This is a genomic window from Brachybacterium rhamnosum (assembly GCF_039526185.1).
GTDB classification, from domain to species: Bacteria; Actinomycetota; Actinomycetes; order Actinomycetales; family Dermabacteraceae; genus Brachybacterium; species Brachybacterium rhamnosum.
Genome location: NZ_BAAAIS010000002.1, coordinates 1,491,112 through 1,509,624, shown reverse-complemented (window position 1 = coordinate 1,509,624; position 18,513 = coordinate 1,491,112). Strand labels below are relative to the sequence as shown.

16 protein-coding genes and 1 tRNA gene are annotated in these 18,513 nt (G+C 75.0%); 6 read left to right on the top strand and 11 right to left on the bottom strand.

Annotated features, from left to right (window positions below; genetic code table 11):
• Positions 1–27 precede the first annotated feature (27 nt).
• Positions 28–573 (bottom strand): MarR family winged helix-turn-helix transcriptional regulator, encoded by a 546-nt coding sequence (locus ABD080_RS08775; protein ID WP_137770085.1) that lies wholly within the window; start codon positions 571–573, stop codon positions 28–30.
• 124 nt (positions 574–697) lie between these two features.
• Between ABD080_RS08775 and ABD080_RS08770 the strand changes: the two genes are divergently transcribed.
• Together ABD080_RS08770 and ABD080_RS08765 are read left to right on the top strand one after the other, a co-directional pair.
• Positions 698–1,228: a YceI family protein gene (locus ABD080_RS08770; RefSeq protein ID WP_137770084.1), complete on the top strand. Its 531-nt coding sequence runs from the start codon at positions 698–700 to the stop codon at positions 1,226–1,228.
• A 97-nt stretch (positions 1,229–1,325) separates the two neighbouring features.
• Complete coding sequence (locus ABD080_RS08765; protein ID WP_343904424.1) at positions 1,326–1,625, top strand: glutaredoxin family protein; 300 nt, start codon at positions 1,326–1,328, stop codon at positions 1,623–1,625.
• Between the two features lie 83 nt (positions 1,626–1,708).
• Here ABD080_RS08765 and ABD080_RS08760 read toward each other — a convergent pair whose 3' ends face one another.
• The 4 genes from ABD080_RS08760 to ABD080_RS08745 form a co-directional block, all read right to left on the bottom strand.
• Positions 1,709–1,807 (bottom strand): 30S ribosomal protein bS22, encoded by a 99-nt coding sequence (locus tag ABD080_RS08760; protein WP_019174583.1) that lies wholly within the window; start codon positions 1,805–1,807, stop codon positions 1,709–1,711.
• Positions 1,808–1,988: 181 nt separating this feature from the next.
• Positions 1,989–3,689: a dynamin family protein gene (locus ABD080_RS08755; protein ID WP_343904423.1), complete on the bottom strand. Its 1,701-nt coding sequence runs from the start codon at positions 3,687–3,689 to the stop codon at positions 1,989–1,991.
• On the bottom strand, positions 3,686–5,425 hold the full coding sequence (locus tag ABD080_RS08750; protein WP_343904422.1) for a dynamin family protein: 1,740 nt from the start codon (positions 5,423–5,425) through the stop codon (positions 3,686–3,688). The genes ABD080_RS08755 and ABD080_RS08750 overlap by 4 nt, the downstream gene beginning before the upstream one ends.
• A gap of 72 nt (positions 5,426–5,497) precedes the next feature.
• Positions 5,498–6,715 (bottom strand): acetoin utilization protein AcuC, encoded by a 1,218-nt coding sequence (locus ABD080_RS08745; RefSeq protein ID WP_343904421.1) that lies wholly within the window; start codon positions 6,713–6,715, stop codon positions 5,498–5,500.
• A 100-nt stretch (positions 6,716–6,815) separates the two neighbouring features.
• Here ABD080_RS08745 and ABD080_RS08740 point away from each other — a divergent pair, with 100 nt between their 5' ends.
• Positions 6,816–8,231, top strand: a complete 1,416-nt coding sequence (locus ABD080_RS08740) for a TrkH family potassium uptake protein (RefSeq protein ID WP_137770079.1) — start codon at positions 6,816–6,818, stop codon at positions 8,229–8,231.
• Positions 8,232–8,285: 54 nt separating this feature from the next.
• Complete coding sequence (locus ABD080_RS08735) at positions 8,286–8,957, top strand: potassium channel family protein (protein WP_137770078.1); 672 nt, start codon at positions 8,286–8,288, stop codon at positions 8,955–8,957.
• 78 nt (positions 8,958–9,035) lie between these two features.
• On the opposite strand, the gene proC is transcribed toward ABD080_RS08735, so the two are convergent.
• The 4 genes from proC to ABD080_RS08715 form a co-directional block, all read right to left on the bottom strand.
• Positions 9,036–9,875, bottom strand: coding sequence for a pyrroline-5-carboxylate reductase (gene proC, locus ABD080_RS08730; RefSeq protein ID WP_137770077.1), 840 nt, complete (start codon positions 9,873–9,875; stop codon positions 9,036–9,038).
• 22 nt (positions 9,876–9,897) lie between these two features.
• Complete coding sequence (locus ABD080_RS08725; protein ID WP_259362281.1) at positions 9,898–10,116, bottom strand: hypothetical protein; 219 nt, start codon at positions 10,114–10,116, stop codon at positions 9,898–9,900.
• Positions 10,113–14,762, bottom strand: coding sequence for a hypothetical protein (locus ABD080_RS08720; protein ID WP_343904420.1), 4,650 nt, complete (start codon positions 14,760–14,762; stop codon positions 10,113–10,115). Before ABD080_RS08720 ends, ABD080_RS08725 begins: the two co-directional genes overlap by 4 nt.
• Before the next feature lie 76 nt (positions 14,763–14,838).
• Complete coding sequence (locus ABD080_RS08715) at positions 14,839–15,711, bottom strand: DeoR/GlpR family DNA-binding transcription regulator (RefSeq protein ID WP_343904419.1); 873 nt, start codon at positions 15,709–15,711, stop codon at positions 14,839–14,841.
• Between the two features lie 164 nt (positions 15,712–15,875).
• Here ABD080_RS08715 and ABD080_RS08710 point away from each other — a divergent pair, with 164 nt between their 5' ends.
• Positions 15,876–16,067 (top strand): antitoxin, encoded by a 192-nt coding sequence (locus ABD080_RS08710; protein WP_343904418.1) that lies wholly within the window; start codon positions 15,876–15,878, stop codon positions 16,065–16,067.
• Between the two features lie 148 nt (positions 16,068–16,215).
• On the opposite strand, the gene ABD080_RS08705 is transcribed toward ABD080_RS08710, so the two are convergent.
• Together ABD080_RS08705 and ABD080_RS08700 are read right to left on the bottom strand one after the other, a co-directional pair.
• Complete coding sequence (locus tag ABD080_RS08705) at positions 16,216–16,836, bottom strand: copper resistance CopC family protein (RefSeq protein WP_343904417.1); 621 nt, start codon at positions 16,834–16,836, stop codon at positions 16,216–16,218.
• 88 nt (positions 16,837–16,924) lie between these two features.
• Positions 16,925–18,361, bottom strand: coding sequence for a nitrilase-related carbon-nitrogen hydrolase (locus ABD080_RS08700; protein ID WP_343904416.1), 1,437 nt, complete (start codon positions 18,359–18,361; stop codon positions 16,925–16,927).
• A gap of 73 nt (positions 18,362–18,434) precedes the next feature.
• On the opposite strand from ABD080_RS08700, the gene ABD080_RS08695 reads away from it, so the two are divergent.
• Positions 18,435–18,507, top strand: a tRNA-Arg gene (locus tag ABD080_RS08695).
• Positions 18,508–18,513: the final 6 nt, after the last annotated feature.

Below are 18,513 nucleotides of genomic sequence, written 5' to 3'. Positions count from 1 at the left end.
CCGCACGGTACCAACGGAACCTGCGGATCAGTCGGCCGCGGGAGCCCCTGCGTGAGGTGCCGGACACCCGAGGGCGACGGGGGCGTCCTCCGGCAGCGTCCGGGCGAGGATCCGGCCCAGCTCGAGGAGGTCGTCGTGGCCGATGACGTCGACGAGGCGGTCGCGCACCGAGCGCACGTGGACCGGGGCGGCCTGCTCGAGGAGGCGGCGGCCGACGGCGGTGAGGTGCGCCTCGCGGCCGCGGCCGTCGGCGGCGCAGCGCACGCGCTCCACGAGGCCGCGGCGCTCCATGCGGGTGACGGTGTGGGTGAGGCGCGATCGCGAATGGACGACCTGGTCGGCGAGGTCGGACATGCGGATGGCGCCGCCGTCGGCCTCGGAGAGGCGCACGAGGATCTCGTACTCGCCCAGGGTCAGATCGATCCCGGGGGCGGATTCGAGCGCCTCGGAGAGCTTCTCGCTCAGCAGCGTGGTGGCGTACAGGTACTGCCGCCAGGCCTCCTGCTCCTCGCGGGAGAGCCAGAGGTCCCCGGGGGTCGAGGCGGTCTCCACGGTTGACGGGGTGGTGTGCATCACGTTCTCCTATTCATCGGGACGAGTCCCGGTTGCATTCTCCGCCAGAACAGTTTAGATTTCAAGCACAAGCCCGGGGCGCTCGCCCCGGGTCAGGAGATCGACAGACAGAAAGGGATCTCGCATGAGCGACCTCACCCCCGGCACCTGGACCCTCGACGCCGCCCACACCTCCGCGGGCTTCACCGTCCGCCATGCGGGCATCTCCAAGGTGCGCGGCACCTTCGGCGAGCTCGAGGGCACCCTCACCGTCGGCGAGTCCGACAAGGACCTCGCGTTCTCCACGACCCTCCAGGTCGCCTCCATCTCCACCGGCAACGCGGACCGCGACGGCCACCTGCGCTCCGCGGACTTCTTCGACGCCGAGACCTACCCGACGATCACGTTCGTCTCCACCCGCGTGGAGGGCGACCAGCTCGTCGGCGACCTCACGATCCGCGACACCACTCGCGAGATCTCCCTCGACTTCACCTACGAGGGCGCCGCGACCGATCCCTTCGGCACCTACCGCGCCGGCTTCACCGGCGAGACCACGATCTCCCGCAAGGACTTCGGGCTCTCCTGGAACGCCGCGCTCGAGGCCGGCGGCGTGCTCGTCAGCGACTCGGTGAAGATCGTCGTCGAGGCGGAGTTCACCGCCCCGACCGCGGCCTGACCCGCAGCCGAGCCCTCCCCTCATACGCACAGGGGCCGCTCCCGCCACGGCGGCGAGCGGCCCCTGCCGCGTCCCGGCGATGGCTACAGTGCTCCCCATGACCTCTCGCATCCCCTCCCCCACGGACCCGGACGCCCGGGTGCTGTACCTGACCCGCGAGGGCTGCCACCTGTGCGACGAGGCGCTCCCCGTGGTGCGCGCCGAGGCGGACCGCGCAGGCAGCGCCGTCGAGGTGCGCGACATCGACGAGGACCCCGCTCTGCTCGCGGACTGGAACCACGACGTTCCCGTGATCATCGTGGACGGCGCCGTCCACGCCCGCTACCGGGTCGACGCCGCCGCCCTGCGCACCGCGCTCGCGAAGCGGCCCCTGTGGCGGCGCCTGCTGCGCCGCTGAGCCGTTACCCCTCCCCACGACGCACCGACGCATCAGGGCCCCCGTCGAATCCGACGGGGGCCCCGATGTCGCTCAGCGAGCGCTCACTTCTTGTTGCGGCGCTGGTGGCGGGTCTTCCGGAGGAGCTTGCGGTGCTTCTTCTTCGACATGCGCTTGCGACGCTTCTTGACGACAGAACCCATGGGTGCCTCTGTTCTGCAGGCATGAGCCTGCGTGCGGATCGACGGATCGGGGATGCGCGGCCCGCGGATGCACCACGCCGGTGCTCATGCACCGGGTGCGCGCGGGTCCGGCGCCACGGTCGACCACCCATTTTACACGCGGATCACCCGGGCGGCCACGGCCGCCGATGCGAGATCGGACTCAACGGGCCGTGCCGGCTGCGAGGGCGAGGTCCGCATCGGCCGCGCGGGCCCGCTCGAGCTCCGCGTCGACCTCCGCGACGACGAGCCCGGAGCCCACGTCCTCGACCCGGTCGGTGAGGATCCGCCGCGCCCGGCGACGGTGCCAGGCGCCCACGGCCGCCGCGATCGCCGTGCCGAGCACGGCGAGCAGCACCCCCACGGCCACGCCCAGCACGATCAGCGCGGTGGGCAGCGGGACGGGGACGGGGAGGTCCTCGAGCATCGGGACCGGCAGCGGGGGCATGCCGAGGAAGGCGAGGCCCGCGTTCACGGCCAGCCAGCCGAGACCCACCACCCAGGTGAGGACGGCGAGCCACTGCAGCACGTCGAGCACGGGCCACCACCACGAGCCCGAGCGGGCCCGCAGATCCGCCTCCGCGACCGCCTGGTCGAGGGCGTCCGGGAGCTCCTCCTCGCGCGAGCGGGCCGCGCGGCGCACGGCCGAGCGCCAGGGGTCGCTGCCGCCCGCGCTCGCGGAGTCCGCGAAGCGGCGCACCCCGCCGGAGGCGCGGGCCCGGGTCGCGGCATCGGGCTCGGGCAGGGAGGTGCGCTCGAGACGGTTCGCGTCCCTCTCCTGGCCGATCCCCAGGCGGCGCAGCGGGTCCGGGCGGAAGCGGCGCATCCAGCGCAGCGGCGGCCAGCCCACCTTCCCCGCCGCACGGTGGCGGTAGGAGGCACCCACGGCCGTCGCGACCGGCTCGACGCGGGCCGCGACGGCGAGGTCGGCGGTGAGCGCGGCACGCTCCCCCGCGGAGCTCTGCGCCGCCATGCCGGCGGGGTCCGCGGCCGTGCGCAGACGGGTCGCGGCGGCGGTGACGTCGGCCCGCTGCCGCTCGGCGATCGCCCCGCGGGAACGGGCGACCTGCACGAGCCGCTCACGCAGCTCCTCGACCCCGTCCCCGGTCGTCGCCGAGGTCGCGAGCACCGGGGCGGAGGTGAGGCCGTCCGCGCGGGCGATCCCCTCGAGGGAGGCGAGCACGGGACGGCGCTCGTCCTCGCGGATGCGGTCGATCTGGTTCAGCACGAGCACGGTCACCGCGTCGTGCCCCGCGAGGGGGCGCACGAACTCCTGGTGGAGCACGGCGTCGGCGTACTTCTGGGGGTCGGTGACCCAGACGAGCACGTCCACCATGCCGGTCATGTGCTCGACGATCGCGCGGTTCGCCGCCTCGACGGAGTCCATGTCCGGGAGGTCCAGCAGCACGATCCCCGGGGCGCCCGGGTCCTCGCGGCGGGCGCGGCGCGAGCTGGGCACGGCGAGCGCCGCCTGCTCGAGCGCGGCCCCGGTGCCGTCCAGCAGGTGGCGGTCCTCGACGCCCAGCCAGTCCAGCAGCGGATCGGCGCCCGTCTCGCCGACGACCGCGGCGACCGGGTGGCCCGTCGTGGGGCGGCGCACGGCGGCCCGCGTCACCTCACGCCCCACGACGGCGTTGACGAGGGAGGACTTCCCGGAGCCGGTCGCCCCGAAGACGCCGATGATCGTGTGCTCGGCGGAGAGCGCGCGCCGGCGGTCGATCCGCTCGAGCACCGCGGCGACGGCCTTCCCCTCCGACTCGGGGGCGACGGGGGCGATGACCGCGGCGGCCCGGTCCAGGGCCTCGATGCGCTCGGCGAGGCCCACGCCGGCGCGGCTGCCGCGGCGCCCGACGCGGGGGCTCATGCCTGCTCCCGGATCGAGGCGGCGAGCTGCTCGAGGGCGTCGGCGTCCCCGCCCAGCAGCTCTCCCCCGCGGAGGTCGCCGAGGGTGTCCAGCCGTTCGCGGAACGGGGCGGTGCGGCTGTTCACGAGCGCGTCCAGGCGGGCGGTGAGCCGCTCCCGGGCCACGGTCGCCATGCGCCGCACGGCCTCGTCGCCGAAGATCGACTCGAGCAGCTTCTGCCCCACGACCGCCGCGCCCGCCCCGACGCCCACCTCGAGGCCGGTCGGGATGAAGGCGGTGGAGACGAAGACGATCACCATGAGCGCGACGCCGAGCACGTTGACGCCGAGGGACAGCACGCGCGCCTTCGTGCGGCGGTCCGCGCCCTCGGTGCGCACGAGGTCCAGCACGTCCCCCTGCCAGGCGCGGATCGAGGCGGCGGCCTCCTCTCCGAAGCCGTCGGGCAGGCGGGAGAGGTCGTGGCCCTCGGCGAGGGAGCGGCCGGCGGGGCTGCGGCGCCAGGCGGTGTCCGCCCGCTCCGCGCCGCGCGCCGTCTCGTCGATGAGCACGTGGACGAGGCTCGCGCCGAGCGCCTGCTCGGCCTTCACGGCGGGGGCGGTGCGGCCGGTGAGCGCCATGCCGATGCGGTCCCGCAGCCGGCCCACGAGGCTCTCCACGCCGCGCAGGAACTCCCCCGTGCCGACGACGTCCTGCCAACGGGAGAGCACCTCGCCGCGCAGCAGCGAGCCGTCGCCGACGGCCTCGTCGATGCGCTCGCGGCTCGCCGCGAAGGCCGCGTCGACCTCGCCCTCGAGCCGCTCCGCCTCCTCGTGCTGGGCGGCGGCGTGGGCGGCGATCTCCCGGGCGGAGGCGGCGAGCCCGCCGACGGCGCCCGCGAGGGTGCGCCGGGCGATGCGGCCGCGGGTCTCGGCGTCCTCCGCGAGGGAGACGAGGCGCTCGCGCAGCGGGGCGATGACCTCCTCGGGGACCATGCCCTCCGCGTCGAGCCGGGTCTCGGGGACGAGCAGCAGGTGGTCCGCGTCGATGCCCTGCCGCTCGAGCATGGCGCGGAGGTCCCCGGCGAGCTCCTCGGCGACGCCCGGCGCCTCCGGCACCCGGTTCATGACGACGTCGACGGTCACGTCGCGCTCGGCGGCGGTGCGCAGCACCTCCCACGGCACGGCGTCCGCGTAGCGGTTCGCGGTCGTGACGAAGAGCCAGAGGTCCGCGGCGCGCAGAAGCTGCCGGGCCAGCTCGCGGTTGCCCGCGGCGACCGAGTCGATGTCCGGGGCGTCGAGCAGGGCGAGGCCCTGCGGGATCGCGGGCAGGGAGCGCAGCTCGAGGGACGTCGCCGCGACCGAGGCGTCCTCCGCCTCCGCCGTGGTGCCGCCGCCGCTGCCGGTCACGCGCGCGAGGCCGGGCAGGATCCGGGTGCCGGTGAACCAGGGCTCGTCGGCCGGGTGATGGAGCAGGACCGGCCGACGGGTCGTCGGGCGGATCGCGCCCGAGCGGCTCACCGCCTCCCCCACGACGGAGTTCACGAGCGTCGACTTCCCGGCGCCCGTCGACCCGCCGACGACGACCAGCAGCGGCGCGTCGAGGGACTCCACGCGTGGGATGACGTGGTCGTCGAGCTGGGTGAGCGCCGCGGCGACCTCACGGCGGGCGTCCTCCGCGCCCTCCACGGGCAGCGGCAGCTCGAGGGTGCGCAGGTGCTCGGCGAACGTGCCGAGCACGGCGGCGGGCGTGGTGGTCATGTCTCCCCCTCGGCGTGCGGTTCGGCGCCATTGTGGCAGGCCGCCCGTCCCGGTCCGGGGCGGGCGGGGCGATCAGTCGAGGAAGGGGTCCAGGCCCCACTCGGGGAAGGCGCCGCGGCGGGCCGCCTGGACCGCCCGGTCGAGGTCGTCCTCGGGGTCGTAGCCACCCGCCCAGTCGCGCACCGCGAGCGGGCGGCCGTCGCCGAAGGTGAGGATGCCGGGCTCCGGGGAGAGGCCGCTCTCCTCGCGGGCGCGAGCGGCGGCCTCGAGGAACTCGGCGGGCAGCGGGGCCTCCGCCGGGATCGCCTCGCCGGTCGCGACAGCCACGAGGTGCGCCCAGGAGCGGGGCACGACGTCGATCACGGCGTAGCCGCCGCCGCCGAGGGAGAGCCAGCGGCCCTCGCAGACCTCGTCGGCCATCTCCCGCAGCAGCAGCATGACCTCCCTCTGCGCCTCGAGCGTCACGCCGAGATCCGCGAGCGGATCCGAGCGGTGGGTGTCCGCGCCATGCTGGGTGACGAGGAGGTCCGGGCCGATCGCGCGGGCGAGCGCCGGGACGACCGCGCGGATCGCGCGCACCCAGCCGTCGGCGTCGGTGCGGGGCGGCAGCGGCACGTTGATCGCGGAGCCGAGGGCGCCCGCACCGCCCGTGTCCTGCACGAACCCGGTGCCGGGGAACAGCCGCTCCCCCGTCTCGTGGATCGACAGGGTGATCGCGGCGGGCTCGTCCCACAGCGCGCGCTCCACACCGTCCCCGTGGTGGACGTCGACGTCGACGTAGAGCACGCGACGGGCCCCGCGGTCCAGCGCATGGAGCACGGCGAGCGCGGCGTCGTTGTAGACGCAGAAGCCGGAGGCGGCGCCGGGCTTCGCGTGGTGCATCCCGCCGGCGACGTGCACGGCGCGGCGCACCTGACCGTCGAGGATCGCGTCGACCGCGGCGATCGCCCCGCCCGCGATCCGTGCGGAGGCGGTGTGCATGCCGGGGAAGGACGGGACGTCGTCACCGCCGATCCCGAAGCGCAGCAGGTCCTCCCACTCGGCGCCGGGCTCCGAGGCGCGGCGCACGGCCGCGAGGTACTCCGGTTCGTGGACGCGCAGCAGCTGCTCGTCGGTCGCGACGGGAGCGGGCAGGGTGACCACCCCGGGACGGTCCAGCAGCCCGGTCGCCGCGGCGAGGGTGCGGGTCAGCTCGAGCCGGATCGGGGACATCGGGTGGTACGGGCCGAAGTCGTAGTCGCGCAGCGCGTCGTCCCACACCACCCCGGTCGCCATCGCTCCGTCATGCATGCCTCGAAGCCTACCGAGGTCAGCGCACTGCTCGACGTAGACTCCCCCGCGTCGGGCGCCGCCGGGGCGCACGGGACAGTGCACAGGGAAGGGGCGTGACATGGGACGAGGCCGTTCCCGTGCCGTGAAGGCCCCGCCCGGGACGCTCGCCCCGACCCCGCTGCACAGCGGCTGGCGCGCCACCCTGCGCGGCCTCACGAAGCCCACCCCCGCCCGGCTCGCGCTCGGCGCCTTCACGGGCCTCATCGCGATCGTCACCGTGCTGCTGATGATGCCCTTCGCGACGGCCGACGGCACCACGACCCCCTTCGTCGACGCCCTGTTCACCGCGATCTCCGCGATCTGCGTGACGGGCCTGTCCACCGTGGACACGGGTGCGCACTGGTCCGACGGCGGGCTCACCGTGATCATGGTCGCCGTGAAGCTGGGCGGCATGGGCATGCTGACCCTCGCCTCGCTGCTCACGCTCTCCGTGGCCCGCAGCATCGGCCTCGCGCAGCGGATCGGCACGGCGACGGAGACCCGCTCGGAGTCCATCGCCGAGGTGGGCGGGGTGCTGCGCACGATCGTCATCACCTCGACGAGCTTCGAGGTGCTCACCTTCATCGCGCTGACGCCCTACATGATCATCACCGACCACCCGTTCTGGCGCTCGGTGTTCCTCGGCATGTTCTACGCGATCAGCGCCTTCAACAACGCGGGCTTCGTGCCGGAGGCGGAGGGCGTCACCCAGTACGCGAGCGATCCGCTGTTCCTCGTGCCGATCGGCCTCGCGGTGCTCGTGGGCTCCCTCGGCTTCCCCGTGATCCTCGTGGTCGTGAAGAAGTGGCGCCGCCCGCGCCGCTGGTCCGTGCACGTGAAGCTGACCCTCGCCACCTCGGGACTGCTGCTCGCCGTCGCCTGGCTCGGCTACCTCGTCATGGAGTGGTCCAACGAGATGACGCTCGGGCCGCTCGGGATCGGCGAGAAGCTGCTGGCGTCGGGGTTCACGGCGATCATGCCGCGCTCGGGCGGCTTCGCGATCCTCGACGTGGGCCACCTGACCGGGGAGTCGCGCCTGCTCACGGACGTGCTCATGTTCATCGGCGGCGGCTCCGGCTCGACCGCGGGCGGCATCCGGGTGACGACCTTCGCGCTGCTCGTGCTGTCGATCTGGGCGGAGATGCGCGGCAACAAGGACGTCGAGGTGTTCCAGCGCCGCATCCCGCAGGAGACGATCCGCCAGGCGATCGGCGTGCTCGTCATGGGTTCCGCGGTCGTCCTCGCGGGCACCTTCGCGCTGCTGCGGCTGACCTCGTTCACGCTGGACCAGTCGCTGTTCGAGGTGCTCTCCGCCTTCGGCACCGTGGGCCTCAGCTACGGGATCACCGACGAGCTCTCCACGGGGGCGAAGCTCGTGCTCGCCGCGTGCATGTACATCGGCCGTGTGGGTCCCGTGACCCTCGGTGCGGCGCTCGCGCTGCGCTCGCGCACCCGGATGGTGCGCTTCCCCTCCGAACGTCCTATCGTCGGCTGACGGGCAGCCTCCCGATAGTCCGCCCCGATCCATCCATCCCCCAGGAGGAATCCCGTGCCCCGATCCCGTGCGGAAGCCAGCGGCGTGCTGGTGATCGGCCTGGGCCGCTTCGGCGCCGCGCTCGCCCTCACCCTCGAGCGGCTGGGCACCCGCGTGCTCGCCATGGACACCGACGCGGACCTCGTCCAGGCGCATGCCGCTCAGCTCACCCATGTGGTGCAGGCCGACGCCACGCAGGCGGAGGCCCTCGCGGAGGTCGGCGCGAGCGACTTCAAGGTCGCCGTGGTGGGGGTGGGCTCCTCGATCGAGTCGAGCGTGCTCATCACGGCGAACCTCGTGGACCTGGGCGGCCCCGTGATCTGGGCGAAGGCGATCTCCACCGCGCACGGGAAGATCCTGCGCCGCATCGGCGCCCATCACGTGGTGTTCCCGGAGGCGGATGCGGGCAGCCGCGTCGCCCACCTGGTCAACGGCCGGCTCATGGACTTCATCGAGTTCGACGACGACTTCGCGATCGTGAAGATGCGGCCGCCGCGCTCGATCCACGGCCTCTCCCTCACCGAGGCGGACATCCGCCGCACCTACGGCGTGACCGTGGTGGGTGTGAAGTCCCCCGGCAAGGAGTTCCGGTACGCGAGCCCTGACACGGTCGTCGAGGCGCACGACGTGGTGATCGTCGCGGGCGAGACGACGAAGATCGACCGCTTCACGCACCAGGCGAAGTAGCACCGATCGGCCCCGCCGCCCCGGCTCGAGGAGGAGCGGGGCGACGGGGCCGGGTCTCGATTTTGCAGGGAGGCGGGATCAGTTCCCGGTCATGGCGCGGGAGCGGTCCGCGGCGGCCTGCATGGCGCTCGCGATCGACCCGCGCACGCCCTGCCGCTCGAACTCGGCGAGGGCCTCGGCGGTGGTGCCGCCGGGGCTCGTGACGGCGTTCTTCGCGACGGCCGCGTGGACGCCGGTCTCCGTGAGCACGGTCGCGGCCCCGCGGACGGTCTGCTGGACGAGCTGCGCGGCGAGGTCGCGCTTGAGGCCCTGGCGCACGGCCTCGTCGGTCATCGACTCGAGCAGCGCGTAGACGACGGCGACGAGCGAGCCGGCGGCGCCGATGAAGGCGTGCACCTGGTCCTCGGTGATCGTCACGGCCACACCGGCGCGGGAGAAGAGCTCCTCGACGAGGCCGTACTGCTCGTCGGTGACGCTCGTTCCGCGCATGAGGCCGACGGCGCCCTCGCCCACGGCGATCGGCGTGGAGGGCATGGAGCGGACGACGGGGCGGCCGGCGGGCAGCGCGCCCTCCATCGCCTCGAGGGTCACGCCGGCGGCGAGGGACAGCACGACGGCCTGCACGGGCAGCTCGTCGGCGATCTCGCCGAGCAGGTCGATCACCTGGTAGGGCTTCACGCCGAGCACGACGAGGTCCGCACCGGCGAGCGCCTCGGAGCGGCTCGCGGCGGCGGTGACGCCGAGCTCGCCAGCGGCGCGCTCGCTGCTCCCGGGGGTGGAGTTCGCGACGTGGACGTTCTCCCCGCGGGCGCCGGCGGCGAGGAAGGTGCGCACGACGGGGCCGCCCATGTTCCCGGCGCCGATCACGGCGACGCGGGCGGTCGAGGGGGCGGGGACGGTGGTTGCGCTGGAAGTCATGCCGACCAGCGTAACGACCCGCTCAGGCGCCGGTCCCCCAGTGCGGGGGCCGGTCCCGGGCGAGGCGGGAGTCGTTGGACTCGTCGGCGCCGGGCTCGGGGGCGTCCTCGCGGACGCGGTCCGGGAGCACCTTGGGCTCCTCGCCGCGCGCCGCGGCCCCGGCGGGACCGGCGTGGTCCTCCGGGTCCTCCCAGGGGATCGGGCGGCCCGTCAGCGAGGAGATGACGACGCGGCCGCTCACTGGCGCTCCTGGTAGCGGCGGATCGCGCTCGAGACGGAGACGTCCAGCAGCACCGAGCGGCTCTCGAAGCCGAGGAAGCTGCGCACCTCGGTCGCGAGGTGCTCCTCGAGGCGGGCGCGGCCGTCGGAGCAGATGTACTCCACGACCTCGTCGAAGTCCTCGCTCGAGTAGAAGCTCAGGGGGTGGCCGGCGGGGATCTGCGGGCGCGGCAGGCGGTGGCGGATGGTACCCACGCCCGTCGGGGAGTCGGTGCTCTCCTCGGCCTGCACGATGCGCAGCGCGCGCTCGGTGGCACGGCGGATCCGCTCGGCTTCGCCGTCGGGATCGATGAACAGCGCCCAGGACCAGACCCGCTCGGTCGCCCAGCCCGCGGCCTCGAGGCGCTCGGCCCGCAGGCGGTCGCGCTCGCGCTGGCTCGCGGTCTCGACGTACCGGGCGCCGTCGGTGTCCACCGCGAGCAGCAGCCGGCCGGGGAGGTCGGGGTGCCCGAGGGCCAGCTCGATCCGGTCCGGGGTGGGGCCGAACTCGCGCTCGACCTGCAGGCCCATCCGCCAGAGGCGGTCGGCGAGGTCGCGCACGAGGGCGTCGGTCTCGAGCTCGCGCGGCGCGGTGGGCGCGGCCGCGGGCTCGTCGGCCGGCTCCGCGACGGGCTCGTCGGCCGGGTCGGCGGGGTCGGCGGGATCTGCGGGCTCCGCGTCGGCAGGATCGCCGGAGGGATCGACGGCGTCGGCCTCGGCGGCCTCGGCCTGCGCGCCCTCGGGGGCGTCCTCCGCCGCCGGGGCGGTCTCCTCGACGGGCTCGTCGGCGCCGTCCTCGACGACGGCCTCGGCGGCCTCGTCCGCGGAGGACTTCCGCGCGAGAGCCGCCTCGATCGCGGCGTCCATGTCCTCCTCGGACAGGTCCGCGGCCGGGACCTCGGCGTCGTCCGACGGGGCGGCGGGTTTGCGGGGCTCCTCCGTGGGCGCCGGTGCGGGGCTCGGCGCGAGGGGCGCCGGCACGGGCTCCGTGCTCCCGGCGAGAGCGGAGACGTGCGGGACGACCGGCACGTCCTGGCCGCCGCGCAGCACCCACAGCATCGCGCGCAGGTCCTCGGCGCCCTCGGTGCGCAGCCGCGCCGGATCGAGATCCTCGACGTCGATCGCGGAGACGACGGTGGTGCGGCCGCGGGCCCGGGTGATCACCGTGGCGAGGGCCTTGCGGCCGCCCGCCTCGGAGAGCGGCCCGAAGCGGTGCAGCAGGCGGCCGTGCGGGGTCTTGCCGAAGCCCACCGAGACGATGACGTCGTCGCGGACGATGCTGCTGGCCTGCGCGGCGGGCAGCACGGTGAAGTACTCCGTCGCGCCCGGGTCGAAGTAGGAGCGCAGCGCGGGGACCACGGAGACGGTGCTCATGATCCGCTCCATGAGCCGGCGCGCGTGCTCGGGCGTGAAGGTGAGCACCGCGAGGGAGCGCTCGGAGCGGGAGCGGGCGTGCTCGATGACGAGGTCGGTGACCTTGCGCAGCTCCGCCTCGGTGGACTCCACGTACTCCATGGACTCGGTGACGGGGCCGCGGCCGTTCTCGACGCGCACCAGGCGGTCGTCCTCCGGCGGGATCGGGCTCGGCACGGCGACGGTGCCCGCGCCGAGCGCGCGGCGGCGGGCGAAGGCGCGCAGTCCCTCGCGGGCCGGCTGCGGGTCCCGGGCGAGCTCGACGTGCGGGGCGATGCGGAGCATGTCGTCGAGCAGGCTCGGCTCGGAGTCGCCGCCGTACTCGAGCGGGTCGCCGACGACCACGGTGCGGGTGCCGCGCACGATCGAGGGGAGCGCCGCCGCGGTGGGCAGGCGCCCGCCGTCCGCGACGATGACCACGTCGAAGTGGCGGCCGCGCGGGATGACCTGCGGGACCAGGTAGGGCGAGGCGAGCCAGGCCGGTCGGGCGCGGAAGAGGATGTCCTCGTACTTCGCGGCGAGGTCGCGCACGGAGACGGTCGAGGCGCGGGCGAGCTCGGCGATCGCCGCCCGGGAGGTGTCCGGGTAGGACTTCATGGTCTCGACGCGCACCTCGTCCGCCGCGGCGTGCACGCGCGCGCCGGCGCCGGCGAGGTGCTCCGCGTCGAGCCGGCGGAAGCGCTCGGCGACCTGGGAGAGGGAGGTGCCGTCGTACTCGGAGATCGTGGGCTCGGCGCCCGCGATCAGCTCGAGGACGCTGCGCCACCACGCGAGCTCGAGCTCGGCGCCCACCTGGGCGGCGGGCACGCGACGCCGGCGGAGGTCCTCGACGAGCTCGCCCAGGCCGTCGAACTCGAGGCGGCGCAGCAGCTCGGTGCGGCGCGGCAGCGGCACGAGGTCCGCGCGGTCCGCGTCGAGCGCGTCCATGCGCTCCCCGAGGACGGTGAAGGACGTGGTCTGCAGGGACGCACCGGCGGGCATGCCGGCGAGCAGCACGCCGAGCTCGTCGAGCACCTTCTGGGTGCGGGCGGTGAGCGTGCGGACGTCCTCGAGGCCGGAGGGCACGGTGGGCGTGGAGCCGCTCCCGGCCGCGGCGCGGCGCCAGTCCTCGCGCACGCGGCGCGCCTTCTGGAGCTCGCCGTGCAGGTCCGGGGAGAGGGTCGCGGGGCGCTGGAGGGCGGCGGCCTCGCGGCGCAGCCGGCGTCGGACGCCCCAGCCCATGGTCACGCCGTGCTCGGCGCGCCAGGACTTGTCCCCCGTGGCCGCGACGAGGTCCGCGAGCTCGGCGCCGAAGACGGCGCCCTGGAAGGTGTCGAGGAGCTCGGCGACGCGGTCGAGCAGGGCGATCCGCTCGACGAGCGCGGCGGCGGAGTCCGCGGGCTCGAGACCGATCTCGACGCCCGTGTCCACGGAGGCCTTTTGCAGCGCGGGGAGGAGCTCCCCGCGCAGGAGGTCCACGAGCTCGGCGGCCCGCTGCGCCTGGGTGTCGGTGCTGATGGGGGCGCCGTACCAGGCGGTCTCCTCGGGGCCGGTGCTGAGCAGTCCCACCTCGGAGGCCTCGCGCAGGGCGTCCGCGTAGCGCTCGCGGTCCGCGCCGATCATCTGCTGGGCGACGTCCGCCCGCAGGCGCACGACGGTGCGCGGCGCGGGGCGACGGCGGGTGAGCGCGGCGAGGGCGGAGATCGCGTCGTGCGCGGAGGCCTGCCAGGGCTCCTGCACCCGGTGCATCGCCTCGACGTGGCCGGTGAGGATCTCGCGGGTGCGCTCGAGCTCCTCGGTGTCCGCGTCCTCGGGACCGAGCACGTGGCTGCCGGCGCGGCGCAGGCTGCGCAGCAGCGCGGCGGAGGCGTTGCGCTGCAGGGACGGGTCCGGGGAGAGGTCGAAGACGAGCTCGTCGATCCCGCGGCGGCGGGCGATCTCGACGAGCTGGGCGAGGTTGCGACGGCGCTGGGAGACGACGAGCACGCTCTTGCCGCGCGCGCCGAGCTCCTCGACGAGGTCGACGACGAGGTCCAGGGTGCCGGCGCCCGGGCCGGCCGCGACGGCGAGGTCCTGGCCGGCGAGGACCCGCTCGACGACGCGCTGGTGGTCGAGGTCCACGGCGGCGACGAGCTCGCGCTCGTCGAGGGCGGGGACCTCTGCGTCGCGCGCCTCGCGCAGGGTGCGGGCGGCCTCGGCGTCCCCGGCGAGGGCCGCGACGAGGTCGGAGGAGGTCCAGTCGGCGGGGTCGGTACTCAGGTCGGTGGCGACGGAGCCGGCGGCGTCCATGAGGTTGCCGACCACGAGGGCGTGGCTGATCCGGAAGCCGGGCAGCGGGTGGCCGAGCGCCCGGAACGCGTCGAGCACCGGAGTGGGGTCGAAGCCGTGGGTGGAGTCGGTGGTCGCGAGCAGCGAGCGGGCGTCGATCGCGACGCCCGCGTCCCGCAGGGCGCGCAGCAGCACGGGGTTCAGATCCGCGGTCGCGTCGATCTCGAGCTCGACGTCCTCGCGGGCGTTGCCGCGCAGGCGCAGGGTCAGGGGGCGCACGAGGACGGGCGCGTGGATCGGCGCGGAGCCGTCCTCCGGGTTCCAGGTGGCCTCGCCGATGCCGAGATGGCAGGTGGTCAGGCCCACCTCCTCCGCGTGGCGCTCGGCGATCTCGCGGATCGAGCGGGCGTGGGCGCGGGCGTCGGCCAGCGCGCCCACCTCGCGCACGAGGGAGGAGAGGCGCGTGGGCCCGCGGCCCGCGAGGAGCTGCGCGAGGCCCGAGGGATGGGAGTGCGAGAGGTCCAGGACGGTCGCCCCGGCGCGCATCTGCGTGAGGAAGGACGGGGCGGTGCGCCCGCCGGTGATCCGGTGGGTCCAGCGGTCCAGGGCGTCCGCGACGAGGTCCTCACGGCTGAGCGGGCGGTGCTCGCGCGGCGCGGTGAGCTGGTCGTCCTCGCTCTGCTCCGGGGCGATGCCGGCGCCGACGCTGCCGGCGGCGTCCAGGCGGTGCTGCACGACGATGCCCACGCCGTCCTGCGCGGATCGCGGAGCGGGCGCGGCGGAGGGGCTGCCGGGGCTCACGGGACCACCGGGGCGTGAGGACGCCGGGCGGTCCCCCGCCGACTGCTCCTGCTGCCCGTCCTGCTGCCGACCGCGGGCGCGATCGGCGAGGGCGGACAGGGCCTGATCACCCTCCGCCGGGGATGCCGTGACCTCGGAACGCTTCTTCCCGCGCAGGAAACTCCACATGGTCGCTCACGCTACCGGGAGCAGGGCTCCCGCACGTGCAGGCGTGCCGCGCGCGGACGCCCGGACGCGGGCGGGCTCACACCTCGTGCAGGCGCACCGAGGTCTCCTGGAGGTGCGCCCGGAGCTCCTCAGGGACGGGGCCCGCGATGACGAGGTCGGTGAGGGCGGAGACGGGGCAGATCCCGGCGAGCGCACGGTGACCGACCTTGTCCGCCGTCGCGAGGCCGACGACCCTCCTCGCGTGCCCGATCATCGTCCGGGTGACCCCGGCCTCGGCGTCGGAGTTGCAGGTGAGACCCGCATGGACGTCGAGGCCGACGGTCCCCACGAACATCATGTCCAGCCACAGGTCCCGCATCGTCGCGGTCGCGAGCGGGCCGGTGAGCTCGAAGGAGTAGGGCTCCGCGACGCCGCCGAGGACGACCGTGCGCACCGAGGGCCGCAGCACGGTCTCGAGCGCGATGTTCAGCGCGGCGCAGACGACGGTGAGCCCGGGGACGCCGTCCTTGGAGTCGAGGTCGGGGCGGGCGACGATCCGCCGCGCGGTCGACGTGGTGGAGCGGCCGCCGTTCACTCCGATGATCTGGCCGGGCGTCACGAGCGTCGCGGCGGCCGCGGCGACGCGCTCGCGATCGGCGCCGTCCTGGTCGGTGGAGCGCGGAGAGGCGGCGAGGGAGTAGGCGACGTCCACGGCGACGATCCCGCCGTGGGTGCGCCGCGCGAGCTGCGCGCGCTCCATCTCGACGAAGTCGCGGCGCACCGTGGACTCGCTGATCCCGAGATCCGCGGCGACCTCGGAGACGCTGAGCCGCCGCTCCTGGGCGAGGAGGGAGAGCACGTGGTCCCAGCGGGCGGACTTGTGCATCCCGGAGGCGGGGTGGGGGGAGTCGGGCGCAGCGGCACTGGGGGTGCCGGCGACGGCCGGGGAGTCGGGACTGCTCGCATTCACGCAGTCAGTATTGCGCGGACCGCCCATCCCACGTGCCCGCCCGCTCAGATTCGGTCACTCCAGCGTCATTTTTCTGATCACGTTTGTGTCACAGGAGGGACGGGCCTACGTTGGGTTCTGTCGCCCCGGCTGGGGCGAGTACAGCGACGAAAGGATGTCTCACCATGGGTTTCGATGACGCGCTGAACAAGGCCAAGGACGTCGCCGGAGAGAACTCCGAGCAGGTCGAGCAGGGCATCGACGGTGCCAGCGATCAGATCAAGGAAAGCACTCCGGATCAGGTCGACGGCGGGGTCGATCAGGCGGGCGACGCCGCTCGCGATCACCTCGGCCTCGGCGGCGACGAGAACAAGTGAGTCCCGCGCCCTCGCGGCGCGCGTGACCGCAGGAACCCCCGGCACCCAAGGGTGCCGGGGGTTCCGTCATGTGCGGGCCCGCGCCACGGATCTCTCGTCCCGCACCGCGGCGCTGAGCTCGCTCGCTCCCTGCGCCGCGGGGCCGGGGTCACCTCTTCCGGCGCAGCGCGGCGACGGCCCCGCCGGCGACGGCGAGCACGGCCACGACGATGACGACGATCAGGACCACGGGGGCCCCGCCCTCGGAGTCCTCGGTCTGCGCGGCGGGAGCGGTGGTCTCCGCGGGAGCGCTCGTCGCGTCGCTCGCCGGGGCGGAGGTCCGCCCGCCGGCGTCGGACGGCGCGCCGGCGGCACCCTGCTCGACCGTGAAGGACTGGGTTCCCTCGATGGGGTGGCCGTCGGAGGAGACCACGCGCCAGCGCACCTCGTAGTCGCCCGCGGCGAGCGGCTCGTCGAGCGCCGCGGTGACGGTGGACCCGTCGACCTCCGGATCGAGCTCGGCGACCACCTCGCCGCCCTCCCCCGTGATCCGCACGACGGGGCTCACGTCGAGGACGTCCGCCGAGTAGTCCAGCGTGACCTGCTCGGGCGAGGTCTCGAGGGTCGCGCCGTCCTCGGGATCGGAGGAGACGAGCGAGTCGTGCGCGGAGGCCGGCGCCGCGGTGAGCAGCAGCAGGAGCGCCGCGGCGACGAGCGCCGCGAGCGGGGCGAGCCGGAGCAGGAGCGGCGACGCCGCGTGCGGGCGCGCGAGGTGCACAGGAGTGGTCATACCCGGCAGGCTACGTCCGGCCTCTACCCACCCGGGGTCCAGGACCTCGGCGGGGTGTCGCGGGCCTCACAGCGGGGCCCGCGCGGCCTCACAGGGCGGAGTCGCCCGCGCCGTGCTCGAGCACGGGAAGCGCTCGACGCGCCTGCGCGATCTCCTCGAGGTCAATCTCGGCGAGGAGCATGCCCTCCTCACGGCCCAGGCGCGAGCGGACCTGCCCGAGCGGACCGATGACGGCGCTCTCGCCGATCCCGCGCGGAGCCCGGCCCGCGCACGCCGCCGGCGGGGCCTGGTCCGCGGCGAGCAGCACGCAGGTCGCGTCGAGAGCGCGGGCGCGCAGCAGCACCTGCAGCTGATCGCTCTTCCCTGGCCCGTCCCCCCAGGCGAGCGGCAGCACGATCGCCTGGGCGCCGCGTCTGGCGAGCGCCTGGAACTGCGCCGGGAAGCGCACGTCGTAGCAGGTCGCGAGGCCGATGCGCACGCCGTCGACCTCGATCACGACGAGCTCCTCCCCCGGCGCGACGGTCTCCGACTCCCGCGACCCGTAGGCGTCGTAGAGGTGGATCTTGCGGTACTCCGCGCTGACGCCGCCCCCGCGCACCAGGAGGGTGTTGTGCACACGGGTGCCGTCCGCCGGGGAGAAGGAGCCGGCGATGATCGTCAGCCCGTGCTGCTCGCCGAGCGCCTCGAGGAGGGCGGCGAAGCGCTCGTGGTGGGCCTCGGCGGCCGCGCGGAGGTCCGTGCCGAAGGGGGTGAGCGTCGCCTCGGGCAGCACGAGCACCCGCGCCCCCTCCCCCGCGGCGCGCTCGGCGGCACGGCGCACGGTCTCGAGGTTCGCGTCGACGTCCTCGGAGACCTCGATTTGGGCGAGGGCGATGCGGGGCCCGGCGGCGCGCTCCGCGGCGGCGACGTCCTCCGGGGTGTCGAGGTCCGCGGCCTCGGCGCCCGTCGCGGGGACCAGCTCGAGCTGCTCGGGCGCGAGCTGGGCGTACACCGCGCGCAGGGCGAGGTCCTGCCAGCCGGTGCCGGGCCGCTCGACGGCGGCGAGCGCCTGGCGCAGCAGGGCGAGCGGCCAGGCGGCGGTGAGGAACTGGGCGGTGCCGTCCTCCCGGGCGAGCGCCGCGACCCGGCCCAGCGCCGCCCGATCCAGCAGGGCGTGGAGCGTCTCCGTGCGCAGCAGCGGCATGTCCCCGCCGAGCACGAGCACCCGCGCCGTGTCGCCGAGATCCCCGAGCTCCGCGACGCCGCGCGCGAGGGCCGCGGCGGGGCCGGCGAGCTCGGGCTCCTCCCGCACGAACCGTGCTCCGTGGCGCTCGGCGATGCCGGCGCCGTCCTCCCCCTCGGGGCCGACGACGATCCGTCGCTGCACCGGCGCGCTGCGCAGCACCCGCTCGAGGGTGGGCACGCCACCGACGGGCAGGCGGGTCTTGTCGCGGCCGGCGAGCCGACGCGCGGCGCCGCCCGCGACCACGATCGCGGCGGTGCTCGGCGCAGGGGTGTGAGGGTGGTCCCGGTGTGCGTGCGGCATGCGGCGATCCTGCCACGGCCCGCTACGATGACCGAGGTCCGCGTCACGCCCCGACTTCGGGGCCGGCGCCCACGCCTCCGTAGCTCAGGGGATAGAGCACCGCTCTCCTAAAGCGGGTGTCGCAGGTTCGAATCCTGCCGGGGGCACTGCAC